Raw genomic sequence first — 20,206 nt, 5'->3', positions numbered from 1 at the left:
ACACCCACCTCCCGAGCCACAGAAGCCAGCGACCGGCCAAACGCAAGCGGCAACAACGCATCAACCCGCGCACGACGATTCGTCGGACTCATCGCTCAATCCCCTTCCGATGAAGCGGCCCACCAGGACCATCCAGTTCCTCAATCCACGGCCGGCCACGAGGACAAGCCCGCGTCCCACGCTGCGGCGGAAGCCGCTTCGCCCGACGACCGTGACGCTCAGGCAGCAACCAATCCATCAGCCAGTGATAGCGACGCCACGCAGTCGTAGGACTCATCCCCAACACACCAGCCGCCTCACGAAACGTCCGCCTCTCACCGAGAACCAACTCGACGACCGCAAGCCCCTGCTCAACCTTCACCCCAAGATCAAGACGAAGGCGTGGATAAGGCCCCCCACGCCGAGGCCGCCAACCCACCGGAGAAGGTGAAACAGCAGAAGCCTTGAGACGCAACGACGCCGGACGCGATGCGGGCGGATCGGTCATGTCGGTCCCCTCTGGGATGCTGGCGGGGTGGCCGGCCCGATTCCCGCGGGCCGGCCGTTGTCGTAAGTCCGAGGTCTTACGAGCGTCGTACGACCGAGGTCTTACGAGCCGGTCTTACGAGCCGGGTCGTCGTCCTCGGCGTCCTGGCCGTCGTCGTCGAGGTCGTCCTGGTCGTGGTCCTCGGAGAAAAGCGGCAAATTTGCCGAGTTCTCGTGCGGTCGTACGCCGAACGGTCCGGTCTCGCCCGGGTGTCGGGCACCGACCGCCGAGGCGCCGCGTACGCGGTGCAGGGCGCGGATCACGGGGACTCCTCGGGCTTGTCGGCCTGCTGCTCGGCGTCGGGCTCACTGACCGACTGGGTGTCGGCCTGTCGACGCAACTTCTGCGCGTGCCGTCGGGCGAGACCGTGCTTTCGGGCTTCGGTGAGGGACTCCCGCCGCTCCCGCGCGGCCTGTACCTTCACGCGGGCCGCGGCTATGCGGGCATGCACTGCCTGCTCGACAGCGGAGGTGGACTCGGTCACGGGGACACCGGCCCGTGGATCTCGACGGCCGTCTCCTCGCCGGACAGTCCCCCGCACCCCGCCAGCGTGACGAAGTCCGGGCTGAACGGGTCGTCGCAGTTCCTGCCGCAGGACAAGCACACGCCCCCGGCGTCCTTCGCCGGCGGTACGAGCCGGATGTCGCCGTCGCTGAGGTCGAGGGGCTGCATGTACTGCTCGCCGAGGATGTTCGCAATGGGACGGATCCGCCCGTCGCTGTAGACGGCCCATGCGATGACGAACGCGACGGAGGGGAGGGCCTCGGGGACTGGCTGCCAGATGACCCGCCATCCGTTTCCCGGCAGCGCAGCGACGATGCGCGGGCTCTCCCTGACGCTGTGGAAGTCGGGCAGGTCCTCGGCCCGGACGCGCCGGCCGCGGTTGTCGATGGTGAGGGGGTTGCCGAGGTCGTCCCATCCGACGATGGGGCTGTGTCGGGAGGGTTTGCCTGCGAGGAAGTCGGCTTGTGTCCAGTAGTGGGCGTGGAAGCCGGTGGGTGATGGTTCGGGGACGAGCATGATCTCTCCGTGGGTTGCTTCGGCTCAGGGGCGGAAGGTGTCGGGGACGACCGCGCGTACCGCGTCGGGCAACGCGGACAGGACACCGGTGAGGACGGGGCAGCCGTCGTCGTGGTGAACGACGAGGTGGACGATGCCGGCCTCGTCGGTGCGGGTGCTGGTCTCGCTCTGGCAGTGGCCGCATTGGTAGGCGGCGGCGAGGGCTGAGGGATCGAGGTCACCGAACAGGTAATCGGTGCGTTCGGGTTCCATCGGGTCTCCCTACGTAAAGGGGAATAGATGACATACATGGCAAACATGGGATTGACCTGCTGTTTTGTAGTGACAAACATGGGTGACACGCGCTGACAGACATGGCAGAGATGGAGCGCCATGTGTGTCACCATCCGTGCCATGTCTGTCACCTGACACTCATGGGATCGCCGCAGGTCAGGCCCATGTCTGCCATCTGTGCCATGTGTGCCATGGGGATAGAGAGGCGGGCGCGCATCACTCGTCTCCGTCCTCGGCGAGCGCCCCCGGCAGGCTCCACTCAGAGCGTCGGTTCTTCCCGAATCCGGAGTGACGCATGGTCACGCCGAGCTTCCGGCGCGCGCGCTGGAGACTCGACTCGCTGATGCCGTCCTTGCGGGCCGCCGTCTTGACGTCCGCCGCCAGGTCGACGCCGCCTTGATCAGTGAGGTAGCCGCGCAGCCACTCGACGGTCTCGTTGGTCTCGCCGCGGTTGGCGTCCGGCGCGGACTCGTCGCGCATGACGTCGCGAACCGAGGTGTTCGTCTCCGGGCCGAGGACGAACCGCGAGACGTACGACGGGCCTTCCTCGGTGTCGATGGTCACCGGCTGGATAGTGAACTCGTGCGAGGGCAGACCGAGGCGGCCGAGGTTGTTCTTCTCCAGGCTCATGACGAATCGGTCGTCCGCCCCGTTGTCCCCCTCCTCTTTGGCGAAGGCGATCAGGGAGCGGAGCAGCTGACCGAACGCACCCGAGCCAGCCACGCGGTTGACCGGGTCAGCGGAGCCCGACTTCGTGAAGTGGGCGAGGCCGAGGATTGTGAAGTGGTGCCGGTCCGCAGCGGCAACGAGGGGTTCCAATGCGGCGCGGACCTCGGCGGCCTTGTAGTCGTTGACGCCCTTGTCGATGTACGACAGCAGCGGGTCCATCACGAGCAGGGCGACGCTGTACCGCTCGGCTTCCTTGGCCAGCAGCGACGTGTCGATGGGCAGCGTCAGCCGGGCGTATGGGTGGTCGATGTCCCGCACCGCGACATGGAAGACGAGGTCCATGTCCGCGCCTGCGGCGACGAGCCTCGGGGCGATCGTGTACGTCCAGGAGTCTTCGGCTGCGGCGTAGATGACGCCCCGAGGCTTCCCGTACAGCTCGCCGGGTAGATCTCCGCGAGTGATCCTCGCGGTCATCCACACCGCGAACTGAGACTTCCCGAGTCCTGGCGGCCCGGCCGCGATGGCGAGCGAGTACAGCGGGATACGGCCGTGCGAGGTGGGTGGGGCGCCCTCCGGAGTGGTGTCCCACAGCCACCGCACGGGCCGAATCTTGATCCCGGAAGCGGGCCGGAGAATGAGACCGCGCGGCTCAGGCGTCGGCGCTTCATCGTCCGACGGTGGCTCCGTTGGCCACTGTCCATCGTCCGCAAACGGCCCCAGGACGGGGCCGTGTGGCCCCGCCGCCGCGCCGTGCGAGAGCGGGTCTCGTACGTGCAGCGGCGGCGGAGATACGTCGTACATGGTCACTCGTTCCCCTGGTACGTGAGGTACTCGCCGGGCTGGCCGGGAATTTGGACCGGCGGCCATCCGGGCGTAGCGGTGAGCGTGTGGGCCGGGCGCGTCCGCATGGTGCCCTTGCGAGCGGCGCGGACCTCGGCGGCTGTCTGGAGGACGTTGAGGGCCTGCGTGTGGGCGTCGGCGTAGATCCGCTGGACGTGCATGCGGTGCAACTCGGCGGCCTCCAAGGTGGCGACGTACACGCGCGGGTCGTCGGCAGGGAGCCGAAGCCACGGCGGGCTGCCGTACTCGGGCCAGTCGTTCACGTGGAGCGCTTCGGCCTGTGCGCAGGCGCGGAGGTGGGCGACGTCGCCGGCCATGGCGTCCGGCGGGACACTGTGCAGGCGCACCCGCCCGGCTGTGTCGGCCAGGCGAGTGCGAGCGGTACGGGCGGTCACGCGGACCTCACCGTGAGCCGGACCGCGCGGAGCTCGGCGCGCAGCACGGTGCGGGACGGGGTCGTCGGGTCGTATCGCGTGGTCTTACGGGATGCGCGCCGTACCCCAGCGCTACGCGAGCGGTAGCCGTGGCGCTTCCTCATGCCGCGCTCCTTGCCAGGTGCGCGGCGAGCAGCAGCGCCCCATGTCCGTCGTCACGACCGAGGGCGGCGACGAGCCGGGAACGCAGCACCGGCGCGGGCGCGGTCGCCGTCGGCGTGGATTTCGTACGGCCGACCGCTGCGACCTCCGTGGGCTGCGCAGGAAGTACGGCATCATGGGGGACATACGTCCTCCTTCTTGGTTCGAGAAGACGTGGCCCCGGATCTGCTTGGCGGTTGAGCCGGGGCTTCGTCATGGGTGGGCGTTCAGGCCCGGTCGCTGGTGGTGATGACACCGACGGCCGGGCCGTTCTGCGCCTCAGGCGGCTTCAAGAACGGCCACCAGAGAGGCAGTGATGACGACGTGGCGTGTGCCGAACGAGAGGGTCCGGACAGGCGCTTCGCCGCGCTTGATCAGCTCGTACAGATGCGACCGGCTACAGCCGAGAGCGAGAGCAGCGCGCGGAACGTTGACCGTCGCAGGCCACTTCTTCACCTCGGCGAGCGTCGGCGGCTCGGTCTTCTTCGTGGGCATTAGACGGCCCCCGCGGTGATCTCAAGGACCTTGGCCAGCCGCAGCGCCGCTGCTCCACGAGGCGTGGTGATGCCCCGCTCCCAGCGATAGACGGTCAAGGGGGTGACGCCGACGGCGTCGGCAATCTCTTGGAGCTGGAGTCGGCGGCTCTCGCGCTGCTCGCGTGCCTTGCCGCTGGCGACAAGCGCACGAACTTCGCTGACCCGCCGCAGGTCTTCGGGGCTCATGCCTCCATCATAAAGGCTTCCCGTCACATTGCGAAAGTCGATCCAACACCTTTCGAGAGACGATCCTTTACATTGCAATCCGGCTCCCCGGCGGGCACGATGTACCGCATGACCAGCCCGCTCCAGCACCGCATTGAGATCTCTGACCCTCAGCTGATCGCGGGCGCCCCGGAGGGCGTCCGCGAGGTCTTCGTGGACCTTGTACCCGCGAGTCACCCGCATGTCCTTGTGCGGCTCCAGTACGTCGTACGGGACGGCCGAAAAGTGGAGGGGCCCTACGGCATCCGCGTGCAACAAGCGCCCGATGCGCCCGTGGGGGAGTGGAAGCCAGTGGGCGCCACGCTCGTGCGAGACCTGCCCTTCGTGAAGCTTGAGCGCGTTGCCCGAATGGTCCTCACCTTTGGCCAGCGAACTCCGGAAGGGGCACCGCTGAACCTGAGCGCCGGCGTGTTCGAGGCGCCGCCGCCCGTCGAGAAGATCCCGGAGCGCGCCGAGAAGATGGTCCGCTCGCACCATCCGGACGTGGACCCGGACAGCGGACCTGGTGCGCAGCGGAGGTGGAACCGCCTCACCCGACTCGCCGAGGTGCAGCTGGAGTACAACGCTGCCGCCGCCGCAGGGGAGAAGGCGCCTGCGACTGTCGTCGCGGAGAAGCGCGGCGTGTCGCCCGCCACGGTGAACACGTGGTTGCACCACGCGAAGAAGGAGGGGCTGGACGCTCAGCTTGCCCCGGATTTCTCTGTCGTCGCCGTTGTGCCTGAATAGGAGAAGAGGGGGGCATGGCCGAGATCAAGAAGGTCACACTGCAGAACGGCAAGACCCGGTACCGGACCGTGGTGGACGCCGGCCGTGACGAGAACGGCAAGCGAATCCAGCTCACCATCACCCGCGACACCAAGACCGAGGTGAAGAACGAGCGCAACCGCATCGAGCACCAGCGGTCTGCGGGCACGCTCATCCTGCCCAGCAAGATCACGGTGGGGGAGTGGCTTGACCAGTGGCTGGAGTACAAGCGGCGCGACGTCGAGGCGACGACGATCCGCACGTACAGGCTCGCCCTCGTGCACGTCTACGACCGCATCGGGCACGTCCGTCTCCAGGAGCTCACAGAGGACCAGGTGCAGGACTGCATCGACGACATCGTCGCCAACGGGCGCCGCGCGGGAGGCACGCTGGGGACTCGCCTCGCCGTGTCGACCGCCGAGGGTGTTCTCACCCGCCTCCGGGAGGCGCTAAAGCGTGCGGTCGTCCGCAAGTTGATCCCTGAAAGCCCCGCGCAGTTCGTGCGGGTCAGCCTCGCCGACAAGAAGACCGACAAGCGGGAACGCCCCAGGGTCAAGCCGTGGACCGCAGCCGAGGTGCAGCGCTTCATTGCGGGCATCGAGCGTGACCGCCTGTACGCCCCGCTGTTGCTCAGCCTCATGGGCCTACGGCCGGCCGAGGTCGTCGGCTTCCGCTGGACGGACGTTGACCTGAAGCTGGCCACGCTGGAGACGGCCAACACCCGCACGATGATCGGCAACGTAACGGTGCTGGAGAAGGACACCAAGACCGAGGCGGGCGAACGCGTCTTGCCGCTTCCCGGCCCGGTACTGGAGGCCCTGAAGAAGTTCCGCGCCGTCCAGGCCCGGGAGAAGCTCGCGGCAGGCGAGGGCTACACCGACTCCGGATACGTCGTCGTCGACCAGCTCGGGATCCCGAGGAACACACGGCACTTGCGCGAGCACGCCTATCGGCTCATGCGCGAGCTGGAGATGCGCCGCGTACGTCTGTACGACGCGCGGCACTCCTGCCTGTCGTACCTCGCGGTGAACGGCGTCCCTGACGTCGTCCTCGCCGCGTGGGCCGGCCACACGAACGCGAGCTTCACCAAGCGGAAGTACGTCACGGTCGACGTCGAGGACATGAGGGCCGCGGCGACCGCTTGGGACAGCTTCCACGGGGGAGATCGAAAAGCCCCTGTGTGAGATTTTGTGAGAAACGATCTCCCCGGAGATCTCTCACATGGCCGCTGATCAGCGGATATCTGCAACGACGTAGAACAGTGTACGGATTCTACTGGCGCTTTGTGCAGGCCAGCGCCGCGGGTGCGTTCGTCGGAAGCTACAAGACGGACGGGGGGAGCGTCTCCGCGAGCTCCGCCAGCACCTCCGCATGGCACAGCTCGGGCGCACACCAGCAGGCCAGCGCCTTCCCGCGCAACGAAGGCACCAGGTCCAGCAGCTCCGGCCGCTCCAGCAGATACGCCCGGTACTTGGCCATGACCTCCGCCCGCGTCCCGTCGCGCCTCTTCGTCGGGGTGTCGTAGGCGAACGGGTTGTACAGCGGGTGTCGGGGCAGGTCCCAGCCGCCCATCGTCCAGCGGCGGCCGACGTAGACGAGGTCCTCGGGGGCGTGCTCCAGCCGGGGGCCGTACTCGTGGAGTCGGCCCCTGACGTTGACCACCCGCGTCGCCGTCATGACGGGTACACCGTCGGTCCTTCGTACGGCAGCAGTTCCGGCCGCTTGGGCGGCAGACCGTCGCCCGACGAGCGGCCCGTCAGCCGTCGGCCGATCCAGGGCAGCAGGTGCTGCCGGGCGAACCGGGCGTCCGCGACCCGGCGGGCGACCCACCCGGGCGGCGGTGTGAGGGGCAGCGGCGTGCGCCACTCGGTGTCCTCGGGCTCGTAGCCGAGGCCCTGCCACACCGCCTCCGCGACCCGCCGGTGGCCCTCGGCCGTCAGATGCAGCCGGTCCACGTCCCACAGCCGGGGGTCGCCGAGCGAGGGCGCCCCGTACAGGTCCACCACCACCGCGCCGTGCCGTGCGGCCAGCCCGTCGACGCAGGCGAACAGCTCCTCCATGCGCGGGCGGAAGCGCTCCAGGACCGGACCCAGGCGTCCCGGGCTGTGCATCAGCACCAGCTGCTTGCAGGACGGGGCGAGCCGCTCGACCGCCTCCGTCAGCAGCCCGCGCACCCGCCCCATGTCGCACTTGGGGCGGAGCGTGTCGTTGAGCCCACCCACCAGCGTGATCACATCGGCCTGCAGGGCCGCCGCCACCTCGACCTGCTCGGCGACGATCTGCCCGATCAGTTTGCCGCGCACCGCGAGGTTCGCGTACCGGAAGCCGGGGGACTGGGCCGCCATCCGCCCGGCGAGCAGGTCGGCCCAGCCCCGGTAGGTGCCGTCCGGGAGCAGGTCCGACATGCCCTCGGTGAAGGAGTCGCCGACGGCGACCAGGCTGGCGTAAGAGGGATTCGTCTGCATGGCGACAGAGATGGTAACCCGGCTCCATACCCGTCGGTCGGTCGGCCCGGAGGTCTCCCTCGAAGGCTCATGCCCGCTGCCCGAACAGCTCCCGCAGCACGTCCTCCATGGTCACCAGACCCGTGAGCCGCCCGTCCGCGCCCAGCACGGCCGCCAGATGCGTACGGCTGCCGCGCATCGCCGTCAGCACGTCGTCCAGCGGTGTGCTCTCCCGCACCCGGGCGATCGACCGCATGTCCTTCAGCAGGAACGGCAGGTCCCGCGGGATCTTGTCCAGCGCGTCCTTGACGTGCAGATAGCCGATGATGCGGCGCCCCTCGTCCACCACGGGGAAGCGGGAGTAGCCGGACTCCGCCGACAGCGCCTCCAGCCGCTCGGGCGTGACGCCCAGGTACACGTACGCCACCCGGTCCAGCTGAAGCACCACGTCCCGCACGGGCCGGCGCCCCAGCTCCAGCGCGTCGTGCAGCCGTTCACGCGCCCGCTCGTCGATCAGGCCCGCCTCGCCGGAGTCCCGCACGATCCGGGCCAGCTCGGCGTCCGAGAAGGTGGCCGCGACCTCGTTCCTGGTCTCGACCCTCAGCAGCTTCAGCAGGGTGTTCGCGAAGGCGTTGATCGTGAAGATCACCGGGCGCAGCGCCCGGGACAGGGCGACCAGCGGCGGGCCGAGCAGCAGCGCACTGCGCACCGGCTCCGCGAGCGCGATGTTCTTCGGCACCATCTCGCCGAGCAGCATGTGCAGATACGTCGCGAGCGTCAGCGCGATCACGAAGGACACCGCGTGGCCCGCGCCCTCCGGCACGCCCATCGCGTGGAACACCGGCTCCAGCAGATGCTCGATGGCCGGTTCCGCGACAATGCCCAGCACCAGCGTGCACAGCGTGATGCCGAGCTGCGCGGCCGCCATCAGCGCGGAGACATGCTGCAGACCCCACAGCACGCTCTTCGCGCGCCGGTCGCCCTCGTCGGCGTGCGGCTCGATCTGGCTGCGGCGCACGGAGATCAGCGCGAACTCGGCGCCCACGAAGAAGGCGTTGGCGACGAGGGTCGCCAGGCCGATCAGCAACTGGATCGTGGTCATCGCTCCGCCTCGTTCTTCATCTCGTCGGCGAGCGGCGCGTGCAGCAGCAGGCGTGCGGCCCTGTGGCCCGACGCGTCCACCACGTCCAGCCGCCAGCCCGCGACTTCGATCCGGTCCCCGACGGCGGGTATGCGGCCGAGTTCCGTCGCGACCAGGCCGGCCAGTGTCTCGTACGGTCCCTCGGGAGCCCTGAGGCCGACGCGTGCGAGCTGGTCGGTGCGGGCGGAGCCGTCCGCCGAATACAGGGCGCGGCCGTCGTCGTCGCTGCCCGCCGGGGCCAGGTCGGGTATCTCGTGCGGGTCGTGCTCGTCGCGCACCTCGCCGACGACCTCCTCGACGATGTCCTCCAGCGTGGCCACGCCCGCCGTGCCGCCGTACTCGTCGATGACGACGGCCATGGTGCGTTTGCCGGACAGCCGGTCGAGCAGCCGGTCGACGGTGAGCGACTCCGGGACCAGCAGTGGTTCGCGCATCAGTTCGGCGACGGAGACGCGGGGCCGACGCTCGGCGGGTACCGCCAGGACGTCCTTGATGTGCGCGGTGCCCACGACCGAGTCGAGGTTGCCGCGGTAGACCGGGAACCGGGACAGGCCCGTAGCCCGGGTCGCGTTCGCCACGTCCTCGCAGGTCGCCTGGGCGTCCAGGGCGATGACCTGCACGCGCGGTGTCATCACGTTCTCCGCGGTCAGATCGGCGAGGTTCAGTGTTCGTACGAACAGCTCGGCGGTGTCCGCCTCCAGGGCGCCCTCCCGGGCGGAGTGCCGGGCGAGTGCCGCCAGCTCCTGCGGCCCGCGCGCGGAGGCCAGCTCCTCGGCGGGTTCCAGACCGAAGCGGCGCACCGCGTGGTTGGCGGTGTTGTTGAGGTGGGTGATGAAGGGACGGAAGGCGGCGCTGAACCAGCGCTGCGCGTTGCCCACGGTCTTGGCGACGGCCAGGGGCGAGGAGATCGCCCAGTTCTTGGGCACCAGCTCACCGACGACCATCAGGAAGACCGTCGACAGGGCCGTACCCAGCACCAGCGCGAGGGAGCTCGCCGTCGAACGCGAGGCACCGAGCGACTCCAGCGGGTCGGCGATCAGCGCGGCGATCGAGGGCTCGGCGAGCATGCCGACCACCAGGTTGGTGACCGTGATGCCGAGCTGTGCCCCGGAGAGCTGGAAGGTCAGGCTGCGTACGGCCTTGAGGGCCCCGGCCGCGCCCCGCTCGCCGCGCTCCACGGCCCGCTCCAGCTCGCCGCGCTCGACGGTGGTCAGGGAGAACTCCGCCGCGACGAAGGCGCCACAGACGAGCGAGAGGAGGATGGCCACCAGCAACAACAGCACTTCGGTCATCGGTTCACCCCCTCCCAGGATCGGACAGGGCAGACAGACGCGCGATGTCGGGTACTGGGAGGCTCGCCCATGGGCGGACGCTCACACCTTTCATGGAGGACCGAGTGGCCCTCCAATGGTAAAGGATCAGCAAAAGAGTGTGATCGGCGGATGACCTAGTCGGTCAAGGGCTTCACCCAGCGCCGCCAGTGCTCCTCGGGCGCGTACCCCGCGGCACGCCACGCGTGGTGCGCGGTCTCGTTGCGCCGCAGCACCATCGCGTCCCCGCGGCGCCCGCCGAGCCGTACGAACCGCTCCTCGGCGGCCGCGAGCAGCGCCGAACCGATGCCCTGGCGGCGGTGGTCCGGGTGCACCGCGAGCCGGTACAGATGACAGCGCCAGCCGTCGAAGCCCGCGATCACCGTGCCGACCAGGGTGCCGTCCAGCTCCGCCAGGATCAGGGCCTCGGGGTCGCGGGCGACCAGCCGCTCCACGCCGTCCCGGTCGTCACTGATGCTGGTCCCCTCCGCGCCCACCTTCCAGAAGGCCAGCACGGTGTCGAGGTCGTCGGGTGTGGCGGCCCGTATCCGCAGGTCAGTCATACGGCGATCCCATCACGCCCACCGGACCGGGAGGCGGAATTCCAGCATCCGGACGCTCACCGGCCGCGCAACTCGGCGACGACCGGCGCGAACGCCTCCATGTACGGCTCCAGGACGGTCAGATACGAGAACCCGTACCGCTCGCGCTGCGCCAGCGCCTTCGCGGTGATCTGCTCCAGGGTGCCGGCCAGTACGAGGGGCAGCTCCAGGGCCTGTTCCACGGTCAGTTCCGGCACCCACTCCACGAGGGGCCGGACGGCCGCCTCGGGGTCGTCGGTGATCGCCACCAGCTGGATCAGGAGGTTCAGCTCGGCCGGCTCCGCGCGCCCCTTCGCCAGGTCCTGGTACCTGGCCACGCGCTCGTCGAGCTCCTCGGGTGTGATCGGCAGCAGCTTGCCCGCCGTGTCCCCCGGCACCGGGCGGGCGCCGGTGAAAGCCGCGATGTCGGCGTGCTCGGCGGTGAGCCGCAGCATGCGGTCACCGTTGCCGCCGACCATCAGCGGGACCCTGGGCTTCTGCACCGGCTGCGGTTGGTGCTCCGGGGAGCCGAGCAGCCGCCGTACATCCTCGATCGTTCGCCGAAGATGGTCCACCCGCTCACCAGGCGACCCGTACGGCAGCCCGGCCGTCTCGTGCTCCGCCTGTACGTACCCGGTGCCCAGGCCCAGCTCCAGCCGCCCGCCGGTCAGCGCGTCCGTCGTGGCGACCTCGCGGGCCAGCAGCGCCGGGTTCCAGAAACCGGCGTTGAGCACGAACGTAGCCAACCGCGGACGTTCGGTGGCCTCCGCCGCAGCGACCAGCGCGGGGAACGGCGCGACCATGCCGAGATGGTCGGGAACCAGGATCACGTCGTAGCCGAGTTCCTCGGCGCGCCGGCATTTGGCGCGCCACTCCTCGGCCGGGGCAGGGACGATCATGCTGGCACCGAAGCGGAACGGACGCGACATGAACTCTCCTCAGCTGCAAGCGACTTGAGTACCCGCCGCGATTCCATCACTCGTGCGCGATGGCCGCCAGCACATTCATGCGGGATGCACGCAACGCGGGCAGCAGTGCCGCCACGATGCCCACCACCGCCGAGCCGACGACCACCGCGACCATCGTGCCCCAGGGGATCGCGAGCGCGTCCATGCCCTGCAGCGCGAGCACCTGCTGGGTGCACACCCCCCACACCAGCCCCAGTGCGAGGCCCAGCACCGCGCCGAACACCGCGATCACCACCGACTCCAGCCGGATCATCCGGCGCAACTGACGCCGGGCGAGCCCGATGGCCCGCAGCAGCCCGATCTCCCTGGTCCGCTCCACGACCGACAGAGCGAGGGTGTTGACCACGCCGAGCACCGCGATGACGATCGCCAGCCCGAGCAGCGCGTACACCAGGTAGAGCAGGACGGCGATCTGGTCGTGGACCAGCTCCTTGTAGTCGGCGAGGTCGCGCACCTGCACCTGCGGATACGGGTCGAGCGTCCGCTCCAGGTTCGCGCGCAGGTCGTCGGCGCTCGTGCCGGAGGCGGCGTTCACGTACACCGCGGAGTCCTGCCCGCCCGGTGCGAACTTCTCCAGCGTGTCCAGGCCGAAGTACAGCCCGCCCTGCATCCCGAAGCTCTCCGACTCCTGGTCGGCGAGGGCACCCACGGTCAGTTCGGTGGTGCGTCCGCCCTGGAACTCGACGGGGATCCTGCTGCCGACCCGCACGTCGTGGTCCCGCGCGAAGTCCTTGCTCATGGCGAGGCCGCCGTCCGCGAGCGCCGCCGCGGTGTTCCCTTCCGCGTACGTGATGTTGGCGACCTCGTCGAGCTGCGGGTCGTATCCCGCGGCGGTCGTCTCGACGCGGTCGCCGTCCGGCAGTCGTACGGCGACCGGGGTGAACCGCGCCCGTACCACGAGCCCCACGCCCTCCGTGTCCCGCACCTGGTCGGTGACCTCCTGCGGGAAGGGCTGGAAGTTGCCGTTCTGCACCACGAAGTCGGCGCCCAGCGTCTTGTCGATCTGCTGGTCGAAGGACTCGGTCATCGAGGCGCTCGCCACCGACATCCCGCCGACCAGGGCCAGGCCCACCATCAGCGCGGCCGCGGTGGCACCGGTACGGCGGGGATTGCGCAGGGCGTTGCGCTGGCTCATCCGGCCGATCGGCCCGAACAACGCCGGGAAGGCCCCGCCGAGCACCCGGATCACCGGTCGCACCAGCAGCGGGCCCGCGATCACGGTGGCGAGAAGTGTCAGGAGGATGCCGAGGACCAGCAGGGACGCCGCCGAGCCGGTCTCCGTCGCGACGACGCATCCGACGAGCGCGGCCGCGCCCGCCGCACCGATGACGGCGCCCACGATCGCGCGGACCTTCAGCGGCCGCCCGATCCCGGCGATCTCGGCGTCCGCGAGAGCCGCCATCGGGGAGACGCCCGCCGCGCGCCGGGCCGGGAGGTAGGCGGCGACGAAGGTGACACCGACGCCGACGACGTACGCCGCCACGGGCGTGCCCCAGCCGATGACCATCTCGGAGGACTTGATGTTCATGCCCAGCGCGTTCATGAGCGAGATGAGCCCGGCGGCCAGCCCGATGCCCGTGGCCAGGCCCACCGTGGAGCCGACCAGGCCGAGCAGCGTCGCCTCCGTGAGGACCGAGCGGCGGACCTGGCGGCGGTCGGCGCCCAGGGCGCGCAGCAGGCCCAGCTCGCGGGTGCGCTGGGCGATCAGCATCGAGAAGGTGTTGACGATCAGGAAGACGCCCACGAGTACGGCGATGCCGGCGAAGCCGAGCATGACGTACTTGATGACGTCGAGGAACCCGCCCAGCTGCTCGACGTCCGACTCGGCCTGCTCCTCGGCCGTCCGGTACTCGTACGTGCCCGCGCCGAGCGTGGCGGCCACGCGCTGCTTCAGCTGCGCGTCGCTCACGCCCTCCTCGGCGTCGACCGAGATGCTGGTGGCCGCCCGCGCGTCGCCCAGCAGCTTCGTCTGCGCGGTCTGCGGATCGAGGAAGAGCAGCGCGGCGCCGGGGTTGGTCGTGGTGAAGGTGGCGATGCCGACGACCTCCACCTTGAACGAGCCCGGCGGCGCGATGACCGTGAGGGTGTCGCCGATGCGTACGTCGCTGCGGTCCGCGGTCTCCGCGTCGAGCATCGCCTCGGCGGGCCCGCGCGGGGCGTGGCCGGAGGTGAGCTCGACGGGACTGCGCTCGTCGGGATTCCAGTCGGTGCCGATCGTGGGGGCGCCGGTGGTCGGGCCGACGGACTCGTTCTCGTCGTCGACGACGGTGATGTTCTCGATCTCGGTGTCCGCGCGCGCGGCGGCCACTCCGTCGACCCGGGCCGCCCGGTCCGCGAGCGCGGCCGGCACGGTGGCCGTCATGCCGGACGGCACCGCCTCGTCGAGGTTCTCCCTCGGGCTGACGGTGACGTCGGGCGCGGTCGAGGCGAAGAGCCGGTCGAAGGTCCGGCTGAGCGTGTCGGAGAAGATCAGGCTGCCCGAGACGAAAGCCACGGACAGCACGACGGCCAGCGCGGAGAGCAGCAGCCGTCCCTTGTGGGCGAGGAAACTCCTCAGCGTCGCCTTCAGCACGGCGTCAGTCCTTGTCGCGCGGGGAGTCGTCGGCGGGGATCGCACCGGGCGCGGGACCGTCGCCGCCGAACGGCGCGCGAGTCACGTCGAACTGCTTCATGCGTTCGAGGACCGCCTCCGCCGTGGGCCGCTCCATCTGGTCGACGATCCGCCCGTCCGCGAGGAAGAGCACCAGGTCGGAGTGGGCGGCGGCGCCCGGGTCGTGGGTCACCATGACGACGGTCTGCCCGAGCTGGTCGACGGCTTCGCGCAGGAACCCGAGGACCTCCAGGCCCGCCCGCGAGTCAAGGTTGCCGGTCGGCTCGTCCGCGAAGATCAGCTCGGGCCGGGAGGCGAGCGCCCGGGCGCAGGCGACCCGCTGCTGCTGGCCGCCCGAGAGCTGCGAGGGCCGGTGCTTCAGCCGGTCCCGCAGCCCGAGCGTGTCGATGACCTGGTCCAGCCACTTCTCGTCGGGCTTCTGGCCCGCGATGTCCATGGGCAGGGTGATGTTCTCGGCCGCGTTCAGGGTCGGGATCAGGTTGAACGACTGGAACATGAACCCGATCCGGTCCCGGCGCAGCCGGGTCAGCTCGCGATCCTTCAGTCCCGTGATCTCGGTGTCGCCGAGCCACACCTGTCCGGCCGAGACGGTGTCGAGCCCCGCCAGACAGTGCATCATCGTGGACTTGCCGGAACCCGACGGCCCCATCACGGCCGTGAACCGGCCGCGCGCGATGTCCACGTCCACCGAGTCCAGGGCCAGTACCGTCGTCTCGCCCGAGCCGTACGCCTTGGTCAGGCCGCGGGCGCGGGCCGCGATCCCGTCGGCCGACGCCTGGCCCGGCACGTACTGAGCAGCAGGGGTGGACAAGGTTGCCTCCTCGCTCCTGGACGTACGACTTCTCTGTCCCGGCCGAGGGTAATGTGATCCGTCCCACACCCGGTATCCCCCTTGGGTCCCGGGGTGTCTCCGTCCCAGGTCGGGCCCCTGATATCCGTGTAAGGGGCACGCTCTATCCTCGGGGGCCCTCTTGCCGATGCTAGCGCCCTGGCGCTAGCTTCTAGGTATGGCGAAGACCCAGTTGAACGTACGCGTGGACGAGGACACGGCCCGAGCCGCCCGCGAACGCGCCCTGGCCCGCGGAATGAGCGTCAACCGCTACATCGAGGAACTGGTCAGACAGGACACCGGCGAGGTCGGCCACACCTTCGTGGAGGCTGCCGCCGACTTCATGAAGCAGTACGAGAAGGTGTTCGCCGACGAGATCGGCGAAGGTCGCCACTGATCCGTTGAGCAACCTCAGAATCGACCTTGCCTGGCTCCTGATGCTCGCCGAACAGAGGACCCCGGGAGACCCCCAGGTCACCGACTGGGGCGCCCTCGTCGCCGCCGTCGCGCGCCACCAGGCCGAGATATTCGACGCGCCCGTCTACGACAGCCCCCACGCGCGTGCCGCCGCGCTCCTCCAACTCCTCATCCACGTCCCCGCGTTGGAGCGCTCCAACGCCTTGTTCGCATCGGCCGTCGCGTACGCCTACCTGGTCGCCAGCGGACTCAAGGTCGCGACCTCCCCCGAGCAAGTCCGTGACCTCGCCCGACTGGTCAAGAGCGGCGAGGCCTCGGTGCACGACATCGCGCGGGAACTGCGCCAGTGGAGCCTGTGATCAGCCGGAGTCCGTGATCAGCGCTCCTCGAGCGCGGGCCGCCACGCGGTGCCCAGCACGCAGTACGACGTGGGCAGCGTCGGCCCCTTCTCCGGCATCAGCATCCGCCGGTAGGGGCCGAGTTCGAACCCGGCCTCCCGCAGTGCGGCGACCGGGTCCCGGGCCAGATGGCAGCCGCCGTTCAGCGGCGGCCACACCGTGCGGTCCAGGGCGCGCTGGGTGAAGGTCATCACCCGGCCGCCGCCCCTGCCGTGCTCGAAGAACCGCACCTCGCCGCCGGGCCGCAGTACCCGCCGTACCTCCCCGAGGGCGCGCGGCACGTCCCGCACACTGCACAGCACCAGCGAGATCACCGCCGCGTCGAAGGCCTCGCTCTTGACCGGCAGCGCTTCCGCGGCACCCGGCACCACGTCGACCGGCACCCCTGAGCGCAGGGCGGACTCGACGGCCAACTGCCGCAGCGTGCGCTCCGGTTCGATCGCCACGATCTCCGAGACCGTGCGGGGATAGTGCGCGAAGTTCAGACCGTTGCCCGCGCCGATCTCGATCACCCGCCCGGACAGCCCGGTGAGCAGCCGCTCGCGGACGCCGGCCATACCCATCCTGGTCTCGGCGTTCACGCTGATCCGGGCGTAGTACCGGGCGAACAGCGGGTGGTGGACGGGATCCCGTGCCACCTTGCCGGAGCCGGTGGACCGTAGCGGCATGGCAACCTCCCTCGCAGGACGGGCGCTACCGCGATTGTCCCCCCGGACGGGCCCGTCGCACCCCCGCCGTGCGCCGGTTGCCTGTGGCGTTGGACCCAGGGCGCTTCTGATGGATCTCCGCGGCGTCGAGCCCTGTCAGGGAGACTCCCGCCTCCGGAACGCCTCCGCGTCCCACGTCCCGTCCAGCCGCGGCGCCAGCCACCCCGGTGCCGCCGCACGGAAGCCGGCGGGAGCCAGCGCCCCCGCCCCGGCGGGCAGGGCGCCGAGCAGCGGGGCCCCGGACACGTCCGGCAGGTCCGCCAGATTGCAACGCGAGGCCAGGTCCGGTGCCTTGGGCCAGCTGCCGATCACGACACCGGCCAGGTCGAGCCCGCGCGAGCGGAGTTCGCGTGCCGTCAGCTCCGTCGTGTTCAGCGTGCCCAGGCCCGCCGACGCCACCACCAGCACCGGTGCCGTCAGCAGCCCGGCCACGTCCGCCAGCGTCCCGCCCGCCGCGTCGAACCGGACGAGCAGTCCACCCGCCCCCTCGACCAGCACCAGGTCATGGTCGGTGGACAGCTTCGCGGCGGCCTCGGCGACGTCCGGCGGACGCACCGGCGCCCGCCCGGCCCGGCGCGCGGCCGTCGCCGGCGCCAACGGCTCGGGGTAGCGGGCGAGTTCGGCCGCCGTCACGGCACCCGCGAGCCGCGCGACCTCGTCGGCGTCCCCGGGCTCGTCGGGCCGTACGCCCGTCTGCGCGGCCTTGAGCACGGCCACCGACCGTCCGGCCGCGAGCGCGGAAGCGGCGACGGCGGCCGTCGTGACCGTCTTGCCGACCTCCGTGCCCGTGCCCGTGATCACGAGTACCGGCATCTCATCCCTCCCGCGCCGCCGCGCACACCGCACGCGCGATTCGTGCCACGTCCGCGTCGCCCGTGACATACGGCGGCATCGTGTAGACGAGGTCGCGGAACGGCCGCAGCCACACGCCCTCGCGCACGGCGGCCTCCGTGGCCGCCTTCATGTCCACGGCGTGTTCCAACTGGACGACACCGATGGCCCCGAGGACCCGTACGTCCCTGACCCCAGGCACCTCGAGCGCGGGAGCCAGCCCCTCCCGCAACCCCGCCTCGATCCGCTTGACCTCCGAGAGCCAGTCCTGGCCCAGCAGCAGTTCGATCGAGGCGCAGGCGACGGAGGCCGCCAGCGGGTTGCCCATGAACGTGGGGCCGTGGGCGAGCACCGGGACCTCGCCCCGTGAGATACCGTCGGCCACCTCCGACGTGCACAGCGTGGCCGCCATCGTCAGATAGCCGCCGGTCAGCGCCTTGCCGACGCACATCACGTCCGGAGTCACCGCCGCGTGCTCCGCCGCGAACAGCGCACCCGTGCGCCCGAACGCGGTCGCGATCTCGTCGAACACCAGCAGCACGTCGTGCGCGTCGCACGCCTCGCGCAGCACCCGCAGATACGCGGGGGAGTGGAAGCGCATCCCGCCCGCGCCCTGCACCACGGGCTCGACGATCACCGCGGCCAATTCGTCGGCGTGTCGTGCGACGAGCGTGCGCAGATGGTCGGCGTACGACTCCTCGTACTCCACCGGCGGCGGGTCCGCGAACACCTGGCGCGGCAGCACCCCGGTCCACAGCTCGTGCATCCCGCCCTCGGGGTCGCACACCGACATCGGCTGCCAGGTGTCCCCGTGGTAGCCGCCACGCCAGGTCAACAGGCGTTGTTTCGAAGACCGGCCCAACGAACGCCAGTACTGCAGGCACATCTTGGCCGCGACCTCGACCGACACCGAACCGGAGTCGGCGAGGAAGACATGCTCCAGGCCGTCGGGCGACATGTCGACAAGGAGCTTCGCGAGCCGTACGGCGGGCTCGTGCGTGAGCCCGCCGAACATCACATGGCTCATCCGTCCGAGCTGCTCGCGCGCGGCCTCGTTCAGCACCGGGTGGTTGTAGCCGTGGATGGCCGACCACCAGGACGACATGCCGTCGATCAACTCGCCCGAGCCGTCGGCCATCTTCAGCCGCACCCCGCTCGCCGACTCCACGACGAGCGGTTCGACGCGGCCGGGCATGGGTCCGTACGGATGCCAGACGTGCCGCCGGTCGAGCTCCAGCAGCTCGGGCACGCTCAGGTCAGGCAGGTCGGGCAGCTCAGGCATTGGGCGCGAGGTCCGTTCCGGCGCCCCGGCGGCGTACGGCGACCAGGTCCGTGCGGGGCTCGCCGACCGACGGGGCGGCGGAACCGCAGACACCCTCGGAGCCGCAGCCCGCCGAGACCCGGTGCTCGGGCAGCGTCACCTGATCGGTGCCCTCCACCTCGAACCCGGCGTCCGCGATCATCTCCAGGTCGGCCTTGCCCGCCTGTCCCTCGCTGGTCAAGTAGTCGCCCAGGAAGATGGAGTTGGCCAGGTGCAGGGCGAGGGGCTGCATCGAGCGCAGATGGACCTCGCGGCCACCCGCGATGCGCACCTCCGCGTCCGGGCACACGAACCGCACCATCGCCAGGATCCGCAGACAACGCTGCGGGGTGAGGTTCCACTCCTTGGCCAGCGGCGTGCCCTCGAACGGGATCAGGAAGTTGACCGGCACCGAGTCGGGGTCCAGCTCGCGCAGCGAGAACACCACGTCGACCAGGTCCTCGTCCGACTCGCCCATGCCCGCGATCAGCCCCGAGCAGGCGGACAGACCCGCCGCGTGCGCCTTCTGCACGGTCTCCACACGGTCGGCGTACGTGTGCGTGGTCGTGATGTCCGCGTACGTCCCCTCGGACGTGTTGAGGTTGTGGTTGTACGCGTCCGCGCCCGCCTCGCGCAGCCGCTCGGCCTGGCCGTCGGAGAGCAGACCGAGGCAGGCGCACACCTCGACGCCCTCGTTCTGCTCCTTGATCGTCTTGATGGTGTCCGAGACCCGGTCCACGTCCCGGTCGGTCGGACCGCGCCCGCTGGCCACCAGACAGACCCGCTTGGCACCTCCCGCCAACCCGGCCGCCGCGGTCTTCGAGGCCTCGTCCGGCTTGAGCCAGGTGTACTTGAGGATGCCGGCCTGGGAGCCGAGCCGCTGGGAGCAGTAGGAGCAGTCCTCCGGGCACAGGCCCGACTTGAGGTTGACGAGGTAGTTGAGTTTCACCCGTCGGCCGAACCAGTGCCGGCGCACCTTGCCGGCCGCGGCCACCACATCGAGCAGGTCGTCGTCGGAAGTGGCGAGGACGGCCAGCGCCTCCTCGCGGCTCGGCGACTCGCGCCGAAGCCCCTTGTCCACCAGCGTGTTCAGCAGGTCCATGGGAGCCGATCCTGTCCTACGGAGCCGCCCCGGGCCAAGGAGAGTTCGCACAACACAGACGCTTCGACGTGTGGGTATTGCCACATCCTGGGTGCCTGGTCGTCCCGCTAGTGTCTGTGCACTGCCTACAAAAGCGCCCGCTCCGCGGGCTGCACCAGG

Annotated in this window: 26 protein-coding genes; 4 read left to right on the top strand and 22 right to left on the bottom strand. The window is 70.2% G+C overall.

What is annotated here, in order from left to right; all coding sequences use genetic code 11:
• Positions 1-588: 588 nt before the first annotated feature.
• From ABT063_RS15590 to ABT063_RS15545, 10 genes are all read right to left on the bottom strand, one after another.
• Complete coding sequence (locus tag ABT063_RS15590; protein WP_351057855.1) at positions 589-789, bottom strand: hypothetical protein; 201 nt, start codon at positions 787-789, stop codon at positions 589-591.
• Complete coding sequence (locus ABT063_RS15585) at positions 786-1,010, bottom strand: hypothetical protein (protein ID WP_351057854.1); 225 nt, start codon at positions 1,008-1,010, stop codon at positions 786-788. The genes ABT063_RS15590 and ABT063_RS15585 overlap by 4 nt, the downstream gene beginning before the upstream one ends.
• Entirely contained in the window at positions 1,007-1,546 is a 540-nt protein-coding gene (locus ABT063_RS15580) for a hypothetical protein (protein WP_351057853.1), read from the bottom strand. Before ABT063_RS15580 ends, ABT063_RS15585 begins: the two co-directional genes overlap by 4 nt.
• Positions 1,547-1,570: 24 nt before the next feature.
• Positions 1,571-1,798, bottom strand: a complete 228-nt coding sequence (locus ABT063_RS15575; RefSeq protein WP_351057852.1) for a hypothetical protein — start codon at positions 1,796-1,798, stop codon at positions 1,571-1,573.
• Between the two features lie 237 nt (positions 1,799-2,035).
• Complete coding sequence (locus tag ABT063_RS15570; protein WP_351057851.1) at positions 2,036-3,088, bottom strand: AAA family ATPase; 1,053 nt, start codon at positions 3,086-3,088, stop codon at positions 2,036-2,038.
• Between the two features lie 203 nt (positions 3,089-3,291).
• Positions 3,292-3,723 carry a DUF2742 domain-containing protein gene (locus ABT063_RS15565; protein ID WP_351057850.1) on the bottom strand — a complete coding sequence of 144 codons (432 nt, stop codon included), beginning with the start codon at positions 3,721-3,723 and terminating at the stop codon, positions 3,292-3,294.
• On the bottom strand, positions 3,720-3,866 hold the full coding sequence (locus ABT063_RS15560; protein ID WP_351057849.1) for a hypothetical protein: 147 nt from the start codon (positions 3,864-3,866) through the stop codon (positions 3,720-3,722). Before ABT063_RS15560 ends, ABT063_RS15565 begins: the two co-directional genes overlap by 4 nt.
• The gene (locus ABT063_RS15555) at positions 3,863-4,120 is read right to left on the bottom strand and encodes a hypothetical protein (protein WP_351057848.1); all 258 of its coding nucleotides are present in this window, start codon (positions 4,118-4,120) and stop codon (positions 3,863-3,865) included. The genes ABT063_RS15560 and ABT063_RS15555 overlap by 4 nt, the downstream gene beginning before the upstream one ends.
• A gap of 62 nt (positions 4,121-4,182) precedes the next feature.
• Positions 4,183-4,398, bottom strand: coding sequence for a helix-turn-helix transcriptional regulator (locus ABT063_RS15550; RefSeq protein WP_351057847.1), 216 nt, complete (start codon positions 4,396-4,398; stop codon positions 4,183-4,185).
• A complete protein-coding gene (locus ABT063_RS15545) occupies positions 4,398-4,625 on the bottom strand; it encodes a helix-turn-helix domain-containing protein (protein WP_351057845.1) in 228 nt (75 codons plus the stop codon). Before ABT063_RS15545 ends, ABT063_RS15550 begins: the two co-directional genes overlap by 1 nt.
• A 108-nt stretch (positions 4,626-4,733) precedes the next feature.
• Here ABT063_RS15545 and ABT063_RS15540 point away from each other — a divergent pair, with 108 nt between their 5' ends.
• Positions 4,734-5,390, top strand: a complete 657-nt coding sequence (locus ABT063_RS15540) for a hypothetical protein (RefSeq protein WP_351057844.1) — start codon at positions 4,734-4,736, stop codon at positions 5,388-5,390.
• Positions 5,391-5,404: 14 nt separating this feature from the next.
• A complete protein-coding gene (locus ABT063_RS15535; protein WP_351057843.1) occupies positions 5,405-6,592 on the top strand; it encodes a site-specific integrase in 1,188 nt (395 codons plus the stop codon).
• A 136-nt stretch (positions 6,593-6,728) separates the two neighbouring features.
• Here the strand turns inward: ABT063_RS15535 and ABT063_RS15530 are convergent, their stop codons facing one another.
• The 8 genes from ABT063_RS15530 to ABT063_RS15495 form a co-directional block, all read right to left on the bottom strand.
• Positions 6,729-7,085 (bottom strand): DUF4326 domain-containing protein, encoded by a 357-nt coding sequence (locus tag ABT063_RS15530; RefSeq protein ID WP_351057842.1) that lies wholly within the window; start codon positions 7,083-7,085, stop codon positions 6,729-6,731.
• Positions 7,082-7,873: an SGNH/GDSL hydrolase family protein gene (locus tag ABT063_RS15525; RefSeq protein WP_351057841.1), complete on the bottom strand. Its 792-nt coding sequence runs from the start codon at positions 7,871-7,873 to the stop codon at positions 7,082-7,084. Before ABT063_RS15525 ends, ABT063_RS15530 begins: the two co-directional genes overlap by 4 nt.
• Positions 7,874-7,940: 67 nt before the next feature.
• The gene (locus ABT063_RS15520; RefSeq protein WP_351057839.1) at positions 7,941-8,954 is read right to left on the bottom strand and encodes a hemolysin family protein; all 1,014 of its coding nucleotides are present in this window, start codon (positions 8,952-8,954) and stop codon (positions 7,941-7,943) included.
• Positions 8,951-10,285 carry a hemolysin family protein gene (locus ABT063_RS15515; RefSeq protein WP_351057838.1) on the bottom strand — a complete coding sequence of 445 codons (1,335 nt, stop codon included), beginning with the start codon at positions 10,283-10,285 and terminating at the stop codon, positions 8,951-8,953. Before ABT063_RS15515 ends, ABT063_RS15520 begins: the two co-directional genes overlap by 4 nt.
• A gap of 155 nt (positions 10,286-10,440) precedes the next feature.
• Complete coding sequence (locus ABT063_RS15510; RefSeq protein WP_351057837.1) at positions 10,441-10,866, bottom strand: GNAT family N-acetyltransferase; 426 nt, start codon at positions 10,864-10,866, stop codon at positions 10,441-10,443.
• A gap of 56 nt (positions 10,867-10,922) precedes the next feature.
• Positions 10,923-11,813, bottom strand: a complete 891-nt coding sequence (locus tag ABT063_RS15505) for an LLM class F420-dependent oxidoreductase (protein ID WP_351057835.1) — start codon at positions 11,811-11,813, stop codon at positions 10,923-10,925.
• A gap of 46 nt (positions 11,814-11,859) precedes the next feature.
• Positions 11,860-14,424: an ABC transporter permease gene (locus ABT063_RS15500; protein WP_351057833.1), complete on the bottom strand. Its 2,565-nt coding sequence runs from the start codon at positions 14,422-14,424 to the stop codon at positions 11,860-11,862.
• Positions 14,425-14,428: 4 nt separating this feature from the next.
• The gene (locus ABT063_RS15495; protein ID WP_351057832.1) at positions 14,429-15,274 is read right to left on the bottom strand and encodes an ABC transporter ATP-binding protein; all 846 of its coding nucleotides are present in this window, start codon (positions 15,272-15,274) and stop codon (positions 14,429-14,431) included.
• A 196-nt stretch (positions 15,275-15,470) separates the two neighbouring features.
• Between ABT063_RS15495 and ABT063_RS15490 the strand changes: the two genes are divergently transcribed.
• On the top strand, positions 15,471-15,689 hold the full coding sequence (locus ABT063_RS15490; RefSeq protein WP_351057831.1) for a toxin-antitoxin system HicB family antitoxin: 219 nt from the start codon (positions 15,471-15,473) through the stop codon (positions 15,687-15,689).
• Positions 15,690-15,693: 4 nt separating this feature from the next.
• Positions 15,694-16,068 carry a fic family toxin-antitoxin system, toxin component gene (locus tag ABT063_RS15485; RefSeq protein ID WP_351057830.1) on the top strand — a complete coding sequence of 125 codons (375 nt, stop codon included), beginning with the start codon at positions 15,694-15,696 and terminating at the stop codon, positions 16,066-16,068.
• Between the two features lie 17 nt (positions 16,069-16,085).
• Here ABT063_RS15485 and ABT063_RS15480 read toward each other — a convergent pair whose 3' ends face one another.
• The 4 genes from ABT063_RS15480 to bioB form a co-directional block, all read right to left on the bottom strand.
• Positions 16,086-16,775, bottom strand: coding sequence for a class I SAM-dependent methyltransferase (locus ABT063_RS15480; RefSeq protein ID WP_351057829.1), 690 nt, complete (start codon positions 16,773-16,775; stop codon positions 16,086-16,088).
• Positions 16,776-16,910: 135 nt separating this feature from the next.
• A complete protein-coding gene (gene bioD / locus ABT063_RS15475) occupies positions 16,911-17,627 on the bottom strand; it encodes a dethiobiotin synthase (RefSeq protein WP_351057827.1) in 717 nt (238 codons plus the stop codon).
• A 1-nt stretch (position 17,628) separates the two neighbouring features.
• Positions 17,629-18,927: an adenosylmethionine--8-amino-7-oxononanoate transaminase gene (locus ABT063_RS15470; protein WP_351057825.1), complete on the bottom strand. Its 1,299-nt coding sequence runs from the start codon at positions 18,925-18,927 to the stop codon at positions 17,629-17,631.
• Positions 18,920-20,047: a biotin synthase BioB gene (gene bioB / locus ABT063_RS15465; protein ID WP_351057824.1), complete on the bottom strand. Its 1,128-nt coding sequence runs from the start codon at positions 20,045-20,047 to the stop codon at positions 18,920-18,922. The genes ABT063_RS15470 and bioB overlap by 8 nt, the downstream gene beginning before the upstream one ends.
• Between the last annotated feature and the right edge of the window lie 159 nt (positions 20,048-20,206).

This window comes from Streptomyces sp. NPDC002838, assembly GCF_040295365.1.
Classification (GTDB): Bacteria; Actinomycetota; Actinomycetes; order Streptomycetales; family Streptomycetaceae; genus Streptomyces.
The sequence above is the reverse complement of the archived record's forward strand: the minus strand, read 5'-3'. Positions and strand labels throughout refer to the sequence as shown.

What these genes read in the sequence shown, in the direction of transcription:
- ABT063_RS15505 (WP_351057835.1), bottom strand. Translation starts at nt 11,813, where the DNA reads ATGTCGCGTCCGTTCCGCTTCGGTGCCAGCATGATCGTCCCTGCCCCG.
- ABT063_RS15535 (WP_351057843.1), top strand. Translation starts at nt 5,405, where the DNA reads ATGGCCGAGATCAAGAAGGTCACACTGCAGAACGGCAAGACCCGGTAC.
- ABT063_RS15520 (WP_351057839.1), bottom strand. Translation starts at nt 8,954, where the DNA reads ATGACCACGATCCAGTTGCTGATCGGCCTGGCGACCCTCGTCGCCAAC.
- bioD (WP_351057827.1), bottom strand. Translation starts at nt 17,627, where the DNA reads ATGCCGGTACTCGTGATCACGGGCACGGGCACGGAGGTCGGCAAGACG.
- ABT063_RS15580 (WP_351057853.1), bottom strand. Translation starts at nt 1,546, where the DNA reads ATGCTCGTCCCCGAACCATCACCCACCGGCTTCCACGCCCACTACTGG.
- ABT063_RS15470 (WP_351057825.1), bottom strand. Translation starts at nt 18,927, where the DNA reads ATGCCTGAGCTGCCCGACCTGCCTGACCTGAGCGTGCCCGAGCTGCTG.
- ABT063_RS15555 (WP_351057848.1), bottom strand. Translation starts at nt 4,120, where the DNA reads ATGACGAAGCCCCGGCTCAACCGCCAAGCAGATCCGGGGCCACGTCTT.
- bioB (WP_351057824.1), bottom strand. Translation starts at nt 20,047, where the DNA reads ATGGACCTGCTGAACACGCTGGTGGACAAGGGGCTTCGGCGCGAGTCG.
- ABT063_RS15515 (WP_351057838.1), bottom strand. Translation starts at nt 10,285, where the DNA reads ATGACCGAAGTGCTGTTGTTGCTGGTGGCCATCCTCCTCTCGCTCGTC.
- ABT063_RS15540 (WP_351057844.1), top strand. Translation starts at nt 4,734, where the DNA reads ATGACCAGCCCGCTCCAGCACCGCATTGAGATCTCTGACCCTCAGCTG.
- ABT063_RS15490 (WP_351057831.1), top strand. Translation starts at nt 15,471, where the DNA reads ATGGCGAAGACCCAGTTGAACGTACGCGTGGACGAGGACACGGCCCGA.
- ABT063_RS15550 (WP_351057847.1), bottom strand. Translation starts at nt 4,398, where the DNA reads ATGCCCACGAAGAAGACCGAGCCGCCGACGCTCGCCGAGGTGAAGAAG.
- ABT063_RS15480 (WP_351057829.1), bottom strand. Translation starts at nt 16,775, where the DNA reads ATGCCGCTACGGTCCACCGGCTCCGGCAAGGTGGCACGGGATCCCGTC.
- ABT063_RS15560 (WP_351057849.1), bottom strand. Translation starts at nt 3,866, where the DNA reads ATGAGGAAGCGCCACGGCTACCGCTCGCGTAGCGCTGGGGTACGGCGC.
- ABT063_RS15510 (WP_351057837.1), bottom strand. Translation starts at nt 10,866, where the DNA reads ATGACTGACCTGCGGATACGGGCCGCCACACCCGACGACCTCGACACC.
- ABT063_RS15575 (WP_351057852.1), bottom strand. Translation starts at nt 1,798, where the DNA reads ATGGAACCCGAACGCACCGATTACCTGTTCGGTGACCTCGATCCCTCA.
- ABT063_RS15530 (WP_351057842.1), bottom strand. Translation starts at nt 7,085, where the DNA reads ATGACGGCGACGCGGGTGGTCAACGTCAGGGGCCGACTCCACGAGTAC.
- ABT063_RS15545 (WP_351057845.1), bottom strand. Translation starts at nt 4,625, where the DNA reads ATGAGCCCCGAAGACCTGCGGCGGGTCAGCGAAGTTCGTGCGCTTGTC.
- ABT063_RS15525 (WP_351057841.1), bottom strand. Translation starts at nt 7,873, where the DNA reads ATGCAGACGAATCCCTCTTACGCCAGCCTGGTCGCCGTCGGCGACTCC.